Consider the following 12,390-nt stretch of genomic DNA (forward strand, 5'->3'; position numbering starts at 1 on the left):
ACTAAGGAGGTTGTATTGAAAATGAGAAAATCGGGGTTAATAATTCTATCTTTGATGCTGGTTTCTGGACTAATGTTGACCGCATGTGGTGGCAACAAAACAAACAGTAACGCAGGAACGGCTGCAACAAACAATAGCACAGATAAAGAAACAGCAGCACCGACAACGGATGAGCCGGTTACGATTACACTTGCAGGCTGGGGAGCGAGTCCAGAAGAGCAGGACCTGTTAAATCAGACGCTGAAGGAGTTCGAAGCTAAATATCCGAATGTGAAAGTAAATTACGAAGTTATTGCCGATCAATACATGGATGTTATCAAGACTAGACTCATAGGTGGAGAAGGCCCGGATGTCTTCTACCTGGACGCATTTGAGGCACCTGGTCTCATTGAAGCTAATGTGCTGGAGCCATTGGACAGCTATGTGACACCTGAGTTTGATGTTGCAGATTTTGAACAGCCAATGGTCGATGCTTTTAAGAAAGATGATGTATCTTACGGATTCCCTAAGGATTTCTCTACGCTCGCTATGTTCTACAATAAAAAGGATTTTGCCGAAGCGGGAATTACGACGCCTCCAACAACTTGGGATGAACTGAAAGCAGACGCGATCAAGCTGACTAAAAAAGAAGGAGATAAAATCACTCGTTATGGCTTCGGCGTTGCGCCTGAGCTTGCACGTCAGATGTTCATGATCCAAGCGTTCGGTGGAAAAGTTTCTGACGAAGAAGGCAAAGCAACCTTCGCATCTGCGGAAGCACTCCCAGGCTTGCAGCTTGTTGTAGATATGCACAACGTTGATAAATCCTCCGGTGAGCCTAAGGAAGTAGGCGCTGGCTGGGGTGGAGAAATGTTCGGGCAAGGCAAGGCTTCTATCGTATTTGAAGGCAACTGGGCGATTCCATTCCTGGAATCCAACTACAAGGATCTGGATTATGCTACCGCTGAGCTTCCAACGGTGAATGGTACGAAAGGCACAATGGCCTTTACGGTAGCTTATGTAATGAACAAGCAATCGAAGAAGAAAGAAGCGGCTTGGCAGTTAATCTCTTTCTTGACAGGAAAGGATGGAATGAAGACCTGGACCAGCAAAGGGTTCGCACTTCCTACACGGAAATCTGTCGCACAGGAGCTGGGCTACGACAAGGACGAACTGCGTGGAGCAATTGTAGCGGGTGCCTCTTATGCAACACCATGGCAAGCCGCATCTACGCTGCCTACCATCACTAATAACTTCAATAACCAATTTGTAGATACATTTATGGGCAACTCCAAGCTTGAGGATGCCATGAAGAAAGCTGAAGATGTAGCGAATAAGGAAATTGAAGCAGCAAAATAAACGGATTGAAGGGGGAGGGTCTTCGGACCACCCCTTCCTTCTTTCATTCTGAACCGAAAGGAAAAGTGAAGCATGACTCAAGTCTCAACATTTAGAAAGAAGCTAAGAAATAATGTGACGGCCTATCTGTTCCTGCTTCCTACTATTCTTGTACTGGGCACTTTTTTGTTCCTGCCAGTTTTTTATTCGCTCTATTTATCAGGACATAAGGTAAATTTACTTGGTGATGTCAGTTACAAGTGGGTTGGATTCAATAACTTTACACGTATGGCTGGTGACGAGAGAGCTTGGATTGCGCTGAAAAACACGGCATCCTTTGCGCTGTTCGTTGTACCTTTGCAGACTGCATTTGCTATTTTATTAGCCGTTATTTTGAATGCTAAGCTTAGATTTAAAAATTTCTTCCGAATCGTCTTTTTTATGCCGACGGTTACTTCCTCGGCGGTATTGTCACTTATTTTTATGTGGATTTACAATTCAAACGGTCTGCTGAACCGTGTGCTTGAGTTCGTAGGTTTGCATGGTTACAACTGGCTTGGAGATCCGGCGGTCGCTCTTAAGGCGATCATGCTTATGAATATATGGTCTACTGCTCCTTTTTTTATGGTAGTCTTCTTAGCTGCACTGCAGGATATCCCTGATGCATTGTACGAGTCGGCCATGCTGGATGGGGCAGGTGGATTTAGACGTTTTATTTCTATTACGCTTCCGATGATTAAGCCGGCGACCTTCTTCACGGTAGTCATGGGAATCATCGGTACCTTTCAGCTATTCGATCAATCGTATATTTTTTCGGCTGGCTCCGGCGGTCCGAATAACTCCACCTTAACGGTGGCTCTGCTTATCTATCAGTATGCGTTTAAAAATCTCGACTTCGGTTACGCTTCTGCGCTCGCTGTCATGCTGGCTGCGGTCATTATGATCGTAACGCTGATCCAGCGGAAGCTATTCTCCGAAGAGAAGCTGAACTAGGAGGACGATCAGGTGGTAATTAACTATTCCAAAGGGGTTAAGGTGGTTCTGTATTTCCTGTTATTCGCATATGGGTGCGTGACGGTCATACCTTTCCTATGGGCACTATCCTCATCGTTTAAACCGTTAAGCGAGATTGTGTCAGGGAGTATCAACTTTATTCCAAAACAGTTCACTTTCCAGAACTATTACGACATCTTCGTGAAGGAGCCGCTGTTTCTCAGATGGATGTTCAACAGTGCACTCATCGCTGTAGTTTCAACGCTATGCAATACCTTGTTCAACTCTATGGCGGGTTATGCGCTTGCACGTATTGATTTTACAGGCAGCAAGGTTGTGTTTTTTCTAATCCTGGCCGTACAGATGATTCCCGGCCAATTGACTATCGTGCCTGCATATCTGATCATGAAACAGCTTGATTTGTTGAACACTTATGCTGCGCTGACGCTGCCGATGATGGTAAATGCGACGTTCATCTTTATGATGCGGCAATTCTTCCTGAGCTTTCCGAAAGAGCTGGAGGAGGCTGCCGAGATGGATGGTCTAAATAAGTTTGGCACATTTTTCCGCATTGCTCTGCCACTAGCTATCCCCGCATTGGCGGCTCAGACGATCTTTGTATTCATGGGTGCATGGAATGAATTTCTGAAGCCACTGATGTTCATGTCAGACAAGTCGATGTTCACACTTACACTAGGTCTCAATACTTTTAAGGGCCAGTATATTAGCCACTGGAATTATATTATGGCCGCATCAATGGTGTTTACCCTACCAGCGCTACTTATTTATGCATTCTTTAACCGCTTCTTTATAAAGGGAATTACGTTTACCGGCAGCAAATAATTTAATTTACAAGAACCGCCACTGATCTTAAATCAGGGCGGTTTTTTGATATGTTCATGAATTTTTACCATTCTATCGATCTTGTATGGGGAAGTTGGGGTATAAAAGGAAGGGAAGAGGTAAAACTATGTTCACTAAATAGAACTGGAAGAAATTTTAATGCGGAGGTAAATGATGACACAGAATAAAGGGAATTCACAACGCCAGATTCGAACTTCAATTCTTTGTTTGATCTGTGCCTGCACTGTCCTATTAAGTGGCTGCTCTAATGCTGCCAATGAAACCACACAAGTAACTCCAACGTCTACAACAGATGCCACTGCACCTGCGCCTACGAACCATGCAACAGAACAACCCAGTGCCTCATCCGGTACAAATACAGAGGGACTTCCGGCGGATGTTAGCGTTCAGCGAGTCATGAAGGAAGTCACTTTAAAGGATGGCTATCATAAAAAGATTGAGCTGCTGACAGACGGCGGCAAGCGGGTTACCATTACGGATCCGAGCCAAAAGATTGTTTTGCAGCAGATTGAATATGAAGGGAAGATTACTACGTCTAATGGTAGACAGGTTACCGTTAAAGTAGAAGGTGGGGGAGAGCAGACCCTAGCCATCCCCGATCATGTAGTGATCGAAGATGAGGACAAGCTTGGATTGATGCCAGGTGTTGATATTGAGTGGACAGTGAATGCAGAGGGGCAAATCGAAAGTGTTGAACTGGAGGATTAAAGAGATACTGAGGTGGCTGGCTAAATGAAATTTCTAATCGTATTTGGCAGTATAGTGGTTCCCGTCGCGATGCTAATGATACAACATAAATGGATAAAGTGGCGTATTGTTTTTAATGTTGCTTCTGTGTTATCTACGCTTATTTTAGGCAATATTTCTGCCCTAGCCATATATGAAATATTAAGAGATAACACGGTATTCATGACCTCGATCCATGCGATTTTTTTGAATCCAATGTTCCTTATAACGGGAGCTTATCTTGGAGTGTATCTGGTCTATCGCTTAATGTTGATGACGTATGAAGAAGTTTATGTATGATTTAATTAAAAATAGGAGTGTCCTCGTGAAGGGACACTCCTATTTATGTTATGCAGCGAAAGCTAAGAAGACTTTCCTACAACGTTTGTTCCACTCTTCGTGATCTTGTACGTAAGGATATCACCATTCCAGAAGTGGAATTTCAGGATAACTTCTCCGTCTTTAACATCTTTAAAGAAGGCTGGTAACAGCTTGATTTCTTTCGTGTTATAAGAGGGTGAGAAGGTATTGCCGAACTCCTTGAATGGAGTCCAGTCTTGCGGGCCTGCATTGCCACCAGCGGTATAGACAGCTTCCATCGTGGCAAGCTGGTTGCCATTAAAGGTAGTTGGAATCGCAAACGATTCAGTCGTACCTTTGGCATCACTTAATTTGGCAGTGTCATTCACGATGATCTTTAGTCTCCACGCAACACCCTTGTTGAATTTCAGCGTTAACACGGCATTTTCACCGTATTTTTGGGAAGCTGTGAGTTTTTTGAGTTGGCTGGCTTTGAGTGTGAGTTCCTCGCCATTCAAGGTGTAATCTTTTCCCTTTATTAGATACTTCCCATTTGCACTAATCGTGGTTAGCTTATTGCCGTTTAGGTTCAGCTTCACCTTGGTGTCTTTGATCGTTGTACCTTTTTTTAGATAGACCAGATCGCTCTCGGTGCTCGAGGAACGTTCTTTCAGACCAGACATTAATAAGTTGTGGAGTTCGGAATCGGACCACTTATACGTTTTGCGGTTGAAATGTTGCCCATTATCCCAGAGCATGGAGGTCATTTTCTTTTCTTTTAAATAATAGGTAAGGTACTCGAAGAATTTCAGCTTCTCGCCTTGTTCAATCACACCTGTATCCTTATCGAAGCCTAGCAGTCCAAACTCACCAACGATAACAGGGATTCCTTTGGCTACGAATGTGTTGTAAACGTTATCAAAAGTTTGGATGATATCGTTTTTTGTATCTTTTTCAAACGTGGTGTAACCAGCGATATTCACACTGAACGGCCAGAAGCCGTAGTAGTGAACGGTCGCGATTATGTTCGGATCGTTAAGAGCTGTAATCGTCTTGTAAAGCTGATCCATTCTAGGTTGGGTAGGAGAAGTCTCTAATGAAGGCAGCACTAGCGGACGGACATCATTCTTTCCACCTGAGTTTCGAACGATCTGATGGAAAGAATTGTTGAGCTCTGTAAGCATCTGTTCCATCTTCACTTCATCCGTACTTCCGCCATCCGTGAAACGAGGTTCATTAATGCTTTCGAACATCAGCTTATCGGATTTATCCTTGAAGCGGTCCGCAATTTGAGTCCATGCTGCGTTATAACGCGCGAGCGTTTCATCATGCTTCTCTTCCATATGACTTACCCATAACCAGGAGTCGTGATGGACGTTAATCATTACATAAAGCTTGGCGTCCAGCGCCCAGCCGACAACTTCTTCGACACGGTTGAGGTAAGCTTGATCAATGGTATAGTTCGGTGCTTCACCTATGTGTGAATCCCAAGTGATGGGAATCCGGATACTTTTGTAGCCTTGTGCGGCGATTTTCTTAATCAGTTCTTGGGTCACACGCGGATTGCCCCAGGAGGTTTCATCCTCACCTGTAGCATCTAGCGTATTGCCAAGGTTCCATCCGGGCTGCATATCGTCTACATAGGATTGGATCTTACTCTTTGGTGCTGGCTTAGCTTGTTGCTCGTCCTTAGTGGCAGCGGCGGCAATGGATGAGAACAAAGAAAGCAGAAGAGCGGTGACAAGGGTCAATGATAAGAAGTGTTTCTGGATTCGAGTAGTCATTGAATTCTCCTTTGTAAGATCATTTTTGAGGATGCTTAAACCGGACCTTCCTTAGTACTTTGGTGCTTAGATGATCATATACACCTCCATTAATTTGTTGTAAACGCTTACCAAATACCCTAACATAGAATAATTTCAACGAGTACCTTACTAATTTGTGGTAAATTCATATATGAATTAGTGATTTGCAGTGATTCCAAAGTTATGGAGGGCAATCCAGTGAGCAGATTTCATTACATAGGCTCGGCTACAGAGCTTCCGTTAGGAGAAAGAGGCAGTGTACTGTCAGCAAAGACATATAATGAAGTGAAAAATTCCCCAGAGTATAAGAATCAAAGAGAGGCTTTACGCCTGCAAGGCATAATTCCTTTGGATGACATCGCAGATCTGTCTCATTTAAGAGATGAGGACTGTCTTGTATACGACTCGGAAGAAGATGCAGCGGGTATTTTTATAGAGGAACTTGGGTATTGGAACGATGAGATTCGCAAGCATTTTCGGAGTCCATATGTATACCGGATTTCACCGAATTGGGGCGGCTTCTCTGTATCCCCTAAGCTAAAAGATACGCTACCAGGATCGTATGATGCCTCACTCAAGTGTTGTCGGGAGTTATTTAGGCTTATGACAGATTATGGGGTATCTGGTGCCGAGTTTGAGCTTTATACTTGTTGGGCTGAGGAAGAAGGGCTCCTACGAAATAAAAAGTATGATCGATTCTTTGATTTGGCCTCTTTGTCACTGGAGGAGGGCTTTGAGCTGAGAGAAAAAGAGTATATTGTGGTTAAAATGATTTGATATTCAATAGGATTATCGCTAACTACTCGTTATACAAAAAACAAATATTGCATGACAAAAGCATCTATATTAGATATGATGGAGCATGAAAAATTAATATTAGCAATAGGTGCCAATTATGAATGTTTCGGAAATGCAATCATAGATTGGTTAAATGGAAAGCGGGTGTGAGTCCCGCGCGGTCCCGCCGCTGTGAAAGAGGAGTCCTTGCAAGGTACCACTGGGAAACTGGGAAGGTAGCAAGGGTGATGATACTTGAGCCAGAATATCTGCCTGTTTCTGATACACCATTAAACTCTACGAGCGATAGAGGGGTGTTTGATATAGTATATGCCTGCTATTATTGCGGTTCACTATCTTAAACCTCTTGACGTTATGTTGAGTGGTTTTTTTGTAGTGCTAAAAATATAAGAAAGTATAAGTTTAGCACCTATACTCTATGTCTTATATTTCTCGCTAAACGCATAACGTCCTTATAAGGACGCCGAGGGCGTTATGCTTGGAAAGTTTATTCTGTTTTTTTATTATAGGAAGAGAAGGGAAGGGTTATGGAAACATGAAGAAAAATAAGTTTTTAGCTTGGTTACTCATTGTAGCTGTATTTATCACGACGTTCTCTACAAGCGTAATCCCGGCTCATGCGAATGAAGTAATTGCCGATAGTGCAGTTGTAACAACAGAGGTTAATCAAGCTCTAGTAGAGCAGATTAATGCGTTAGTACAAGAGCCAGATACAGAGAAGCCTACGATATTAATAGAAGGTATACAAGATAAACAAGAAGTATCCAGTAAAGATTTAAGCTTCAAAGTTGTGGTTACAGACAATGTCTATAAAGACATTATCCCAGTAGTAAAGCTGAACCAAGTCGTTCTGTCAGCTACTAATGGTGAGTACAGAGCCTCTCTTAACCCAGGTAGTAACGTAATCGCAGTAACGGCTGTAGATGGCGCTGGGAACAAAGCAGATAATGTAACCTATCAGGTTACTTATAAAATTACTGCCAAAGAACAGTTAGATAAAAGCTTGGCTTACATCGTTAACACTGTAAAGAATCCGTCATTTGGAACAGGTAGCGGAGAATGGTCGATTCTTTCTCTAGCACGTGCGAACTATAAAGTACCAAGTGGTTATTATGATCTCTATTACAACAATGTAGCTACGAAAATAACATCGATTATCAAAGAGGATGGAAAACTCGACGCCAATAAAAGCACAGAGAATTCCAGAGCAATTCTAGGACTGACCTCTATCGGAAAAGATATCACGAATGTTGCAGGTCATGATCTAAGAAATGCACTCGCTGATTATCAATATATTCAGAAGCAAGGGAACAACGGTCCCATATTTGCTCTGATTGCACTAGATAGTCATGACTACGAAATTCCAGTATTATTCCCTGATCCTGATGAGAAGGGAGTTATATATCAAAGCACAAGAGAAAACCTGGTTCAGTACATCTTAGATAGAGAAGTTAAAAAAGGTGCAGCAGATGCCGGGGGCTGGGCTTTAGGTGTAACCAAAGCAGACGTCGATATGACCGGGATGGCGATGCAAGCACTTGCGCCTTATTACGCAACGAATCCTAATGTAAAAGCTGCCGTGGATCGGGCGATTGCATGGTTATCGAGTGTACAAAATGCTCAAGGTGGATTTACAAGCTGGGGAAGCACAAGCAGTGAGAGCATCGCACAGATTGTTGTTGCCTTAACTGGCGTAGGCGTAGATCCGCACAGTGACCCTAAGTTTATTAAAGAAGGAAATTCACTTATAGATGCTTTACTTAGCTTCTCTGGGCCGGATGGTGGATTCAAGCATATTCTCACCGGAAAAGTAGACGCTATGGCTACGGATCAAGGCACATATGCACTCGTATCCTATGATCGTCTGATCAATAATAGCAACCGTCTCTATGACATGAATGATGTTCAATTAGAGCAGCCGGAAGTACCGACTCCAGATGTAGCCAAGCAGCATTTGGATAAGAGCCTTGCCTATCTTGTTAAAACCGTAACGAATCCGACTTATTTCGGAGAGTGGTCCATTCTTTCTTTAGCACGTGCAAACTACGATGTGCCTAATGATTATTATGATCTCTATTACAACAATATAGCTACGAAAGTAGCAGCCTTAATAAAGGATGGGAAAATCGATACTACTGTAAGTACAGAGTATTCCAGATTGATTTTAGGACTTACCTCTATTGGAAAAGATATCACGAATGTCGCGGGGTATGATCTGAGAAAAACGCTTGCTGATTATCAATACATTCAGAAGCAAGGAAATAATGGTCCTATATTTGCTCTAATTGCGCTAGATAGTCATAACTATGATATTCCAGTAGCGCCAGCAGGTAAAGTTCAAACCACAAGAGAAAACCTGATTCAGTATATTTTAGATAATGAGATTAAAAAAGGTACAGTAGAAGCCGGTGGTTGGGCATTAGGTACGGCGAAAGCCGATGTCGATATGACGGCTATGGCAATACAAGCACTTGCACCTTATTACGCAAAGGATTCTAATGTAAAAGCTGCCGTAGATCGGGCCATTGCATGGTTATCGAGTAATCAAAATAATGATGGTAGTTATACAAGCTGGGGAAGCACAAGCAGTGAAAGCATCTCGCAAGTTATTGTTGCTTTAACTAGCGTAGGTGTTAACCCGGACAATGATGTTAGGTTTATCAAGAATGGCAAGTCCCTTATTGATGCATTACTTGTCTTTGCTGCACCTGATGGTGGATTTAAGCACACCTTAACAGGATCAGTAAATGGAATGGCTACGGACCAAGGCACGTATGCACTTGTGTCCTATGATCGTCTGATCAATCATAGTAACCGTCTCTTTGATATGAATGATGTGAAATTGGAACAACCAGAAGGACCGGGACCTGGGCAACCAGAGGGTCCAAAAGAACTTCCGTTACCGTCTGGTGATCACCCAAAAGTTGATATCCCAATTGACTCTCAAGATTATATTGTTCCAATCAGCACAGGAGATAGCAACAAGGAAATAACGGTAGTTATTCCTAAAAATCAGCAATCGAAGGTTAGTGTTAGTTTACCAGATAACAGCGATCTTCCTCAGATTGAAGCTACCAAAGGTGACGTATCTGTAGTCATTCCTAAGGGTGCAAAAGTTACCCGTGGAGATGCCTCAGCAATTGAACTTTTGTCACCTTTAACAGGCACAGAAGCTGCACTAAAAGATAGTCTGAATCAGATTATTTCCCAGGATAAGAAGCTGGAGAGCATTATTCAAGCCTTTTCCATGGGTGGCAGTGCAAGAGTAGAATTTAGTCAATTTATAACATTAACCTTTAAGGACCTTAAAGGAAAAGATGCAGCTTATATTCAAAATGGTACACCTCATGTGATTCAAAAATTTGCAAGTGACGCCTTAGGTTTGGCAAGCGGCAAGTCAGAGTATGCCTACGATAATGGAAATGATTTAATCGTAAAAACCAATCACTTCACTGATTACATTGCTTACACATCCAGTGTAGTTCAGACACCTGGTGGTGACGGTGGTAGTGACAACGGCGAAGGAAATGGCGGTGGCACTGGTGGTGGAGGAACCACTCCATCGAAGACATACGTAACCCTATCCGTGGATAAGCTTACGATTAAGAAGGGATATGTTGTTCCATCTGTACAGGTAGAGCTACAATCTGGTGACACAGTATGGTCTGTACTAGAGAGAGTGCTAGATAGCCGCGATATCGACTATAGCTATTCTTGGAACAGTACATTTGGAAGTGTGTATGTTGAATCCATAGCTGGCGATGGAGAATTTGACCATGGTAGCGGTAGTGGATGGATGTATAATGTGAATGGAAATTATCCTAATTATGGTGCATCTTCATATAGTCTGAGTTCAGGGGATAGAATTCAGTGGCGTTATACTACGAATTTGGGTGCGGATCTAAATGCACCGATGCCAACAGTGAGTCCGACTCCAAAACCAACGCCAAAACCTAGCGGTACTCCTGCTCCGGGTGATGTAACTATTCCGGAAGGTAACGGTAATCCGACAGCAAGTCCATCTCCAACAGCGGCTCCTAATGATATCAAGCAAGTGTATAAAGACGCTGAAAAGATCTCATCATGGGCGTTCTCAGCGATTGAAACAGCTACAGTAAAAGGGTACATCCAAGGTAATAATGGTCAAGTGAATCCGAAAGATCATATTACAAGAGCAGAGTTTACTAAGATCCTAGTTTCTGCATTAGAACTTGATATTAAGAGTGACAAAGGCATTACCTATAAGGATGTCGCTCTGGGTGATTGGTTCTATCCTTATGTGAATGCTGCGCATAAAGCAGGGTTAATTACAGGCTTTAATAATGAATTTAAGCCAAATGACAAGATTACTCGCGAACAAATGGCAGCCATTATTGTCAGAGCATTATCAATCCCGGCTACGAAGCCAGGTACAGCTATTAAAGATATCAATACAGTGTCTGCGTGGGCTAAAGCAGATGTGGAAACCATTGTTGCCACCGGACTTATGTTAGGTGATAATAATCAGTTTAAGCCTAAAGAGCTTGTAACGAGAGAAATGGCAGTTGTTGTTGCTACTAGAACCCATGATTATAAGAGTGGCGACAAAGCGGTTAGTCCATATATTCAGAACACAGCAGCCTTTTTGCAAAAAACAGTAACAAACCCGGTCATCGCCTCGGTTGGCGGGGATTGGACAGTGTTCGGGCTGGCACGTTCTGGTGTGAAGGTTCCAGATAGTTATTACGCTAAGTACTATGCGAATGTAGAAGCAACCCTTAAAGAAAAAGCTGGGAAGCTGCATAGCGTAAAATATACGGAATATGATAGAGTTATTTTGGCATTAACTTCAATCGGCAAAAATATTGATAAAGTGGCGGGTTATAACCTACTGGAACCGCTCGCGGATTTTGATACTGTAATCAAGCAAGGTATTAATGGACCTGTGTTTGCCTTGATCGCACTGGATAGTAATCATTACGACATTCCAGTAGTTAAAGATGTAAAGACGCAAACAACAAGAGAGCTGCTCATTGATTACATTTTAGGCAGAGAGATCAGCGGTGGGGGATGGGCATTAGGCAGTAATGCTACTGAGGCTGATCCGGATATCACTGGGATGGTTATTCAAGGCTTAACTCCTTATTACAAAACGAATGCCAAAGTAACGGCTGCTGTAGATCGTGGAATAACTTGGTTATCCAAAACACAAACAGCAGACGGCGGCTTTGCAAGCTGGGAATCTACGAACTCCGAGAGCATTGCTCAGGTTATTGTAGCTTTAACTGGACTTGGTATAGATCCGCATAAGGATTCCAGATTTATTAAAAATGGCCGTTCAGCGGTAGATGCGTTGCTTGGCTTTGCTGCTGCTGAAGGTGGTTTTTATCACGTGAAGCAGGGTGGAGTAGGCAACGGAGGCGCGAAACCAGGAGAAGTAGATCTTATGGCTACGGATCAAGCGATGTATGCACTGGTTGCTTATGATCGGTTCGTTAAGGGTCAGACGAGTCTTTATGACATGACAGACGTTAAATAGAACTTTATTTAAAGAGATAAGCAAGGGTAGCGTGTATACCCTTGCTTATTATTTAAGGTGGGGAACTTA

At 42.9% G+C, this 12,390-nt stretch carries 8 protein-coding genes and 1 riboswitch; of the genes, 7 read left to right on the forward strand and 1 reads right to left on the reverse strand.

The window, feature by feature from the left end; translation table 11 throughout:
• Positions 1–21 precede the first annotated feature (21 nt).
• From CA600_RS09815 to CA600_RS09835, 5 genes are all read left to right on the forward strand, one after another.
• A complete protein-coding gene (locus tag CA600_RS09815; RefSeq protein WP_094870021.1) occupies positions 22–1,338 on the forward strand; it encodes an ABC transporter substrate-binding protein in 1,317 nt (438 codons plus the stop codon).
• 72 nt (positions 1,339–1,410) lie between these two features.
• Positions 1,411–2,310: a carbohydrate ABC transporter permease gene (locus CA600_RS09820; RefSeq protein WP_094870022.1), complete on the forward strand. Its 900-nt coding sequence runs from the start codon at positions 1,411–1,413 to the stop codon at positions 2,308–2,310.
• 18 nt (positions 2,311–2,328) lie between these two features.
• The gene (locus CA600_RS09825; RefSeq protein WP_042193304.1) at positions 2,329–3,153 is read left to right on the forward strand and encodes a carbohydrate ABC transporter permease; all 825 of its coding nucleotides are present in this window, start codon (positions 2,329–2,331) and stop codon (positions 3,151–3,153) included.
• A 174-nt stretch (positions 3,154–3,327) separates the two neighbouring features.
• Positions 3,328–3,882, forward strand: coding sequence for a hypothetical protein (locus CA600_RS09830; RefSeq protein WP_094870024.1), 555 nt, complete (start codon positions 3,328–3,330; stop codon positions 3,880–3,882).
• 24 nt (positions 3,883–3,906) lie between these two features.
• A complete protein-coding gene (locus CA600_RS09835) occupies positions 3,907–4,200 on the forward strand; it encodes a transposase (protein ID WP_094870025.1) in 294 nt (97 codons plus the stop codon).
• A 62-nt stretch (positions 4,201–4,262) separates the two neighbouring features.
• Here the strand turns inward: CA600_RS09835 and CA600_RS09840 are convergent, their stop codons facing one another.
• Positions 4,263–5,984, reverse strand: a complete 1,722-nt coding sequence (locus CA600_RS09840) for a cellulase family glycosylhydrolase (RefSeq protein WP_094870026.1) — start codon at positions 5,982–5,984, stop codon at positions 4,263–4,265.
• Between the two features lie 219 nt (positions 5,985–6,203).
• On the opposite strand from CA600_RS09840, the gene CA600_RS09845 reads away from it, so the two are divergent.
• A complete protein-coding gene (locus CA600_RS09845) occupies positions 6,204–6,782 on the forward strand; it encodes a hypothetical protein (RefSeq protein ID WP_094870027.1) in 579 nt (192 codons plus the stop codon).
• A 90-nt stretch (positions 6,783–6,872) separates the two neighbouring features.
• Positions 6,873–7,073: riboswitch (cobalamin riboswitch) on the forward strand.
• A gap of 265 nt (positions 7,074–7,338) precedes the next feature.
• On the forward strand, positions 7,339–12,321 hold the full coding sequence (locus tag CA600_RS09850; protein WP_143812128.1) for an S-layer homology domain-containing protein: 4,983 nt from the start codon (positions 7,339–7,341) through the stop codon (positions 12,319–12,321).
• Positions 12,322–12,390 lie beyond the last annotated feature (69 nt).

This window comes from Paenibacillus sp. VTT E-133280, from assembly GCF_002264385.1.
Lineage (GTDB): Bacteria > Bacillota > Bacilli > Paenibacillales > Paenibacillaceae > Paenibacillus_AQ > Paenibacillus_AQ nitricinens.

Excerpts from the sequence above, each read along its gene's own strand:
- CA600_RS09815 (WP_094870021.1), top strand. The coding sequence starts at position 22 with ATGAGAAAATCGGGGTTAATAATTCTATCTTTGATGCTGGTTTCTGGA.
- CA600_RS09820 (WP_094870022.1), top strand. The coding sequence starts at position 1,411 with ATGACTCAAGTCTCAACATTTAGAAAGAAGCTAAGAAATAATGTGACG.
- CA600_RS09830 (WP_094870024.1), top strand. The coding sequence starts at position 3,328 with ATGACACAGAATAAAGGGAATTCACAACGCCAGATTCGAACTTCAATT.
- CA600_RS09835 (WP_094870025.1), top strand. The coding sequence starts at position 3,907 with ATGAAATTTCTAATCGTATTTGGCAGTATAGTGGTTCCCGTCGCGATG.
- CA600_RS09840 (WP_094870026.1), bottom strand. The coding sequence starts at position 5,984 with ATGACTACTCGAATCCAGAAACACTTCTTATCATTGACCCTTGTCACC.
- CA600_RS09850 (WP_143812128.1), top strand. The coding sequence starts at position 7,339 with ATGAAGAAAAATAAGTTTTTAGCTTGGTTACTCATTGTAGCTGTATTT.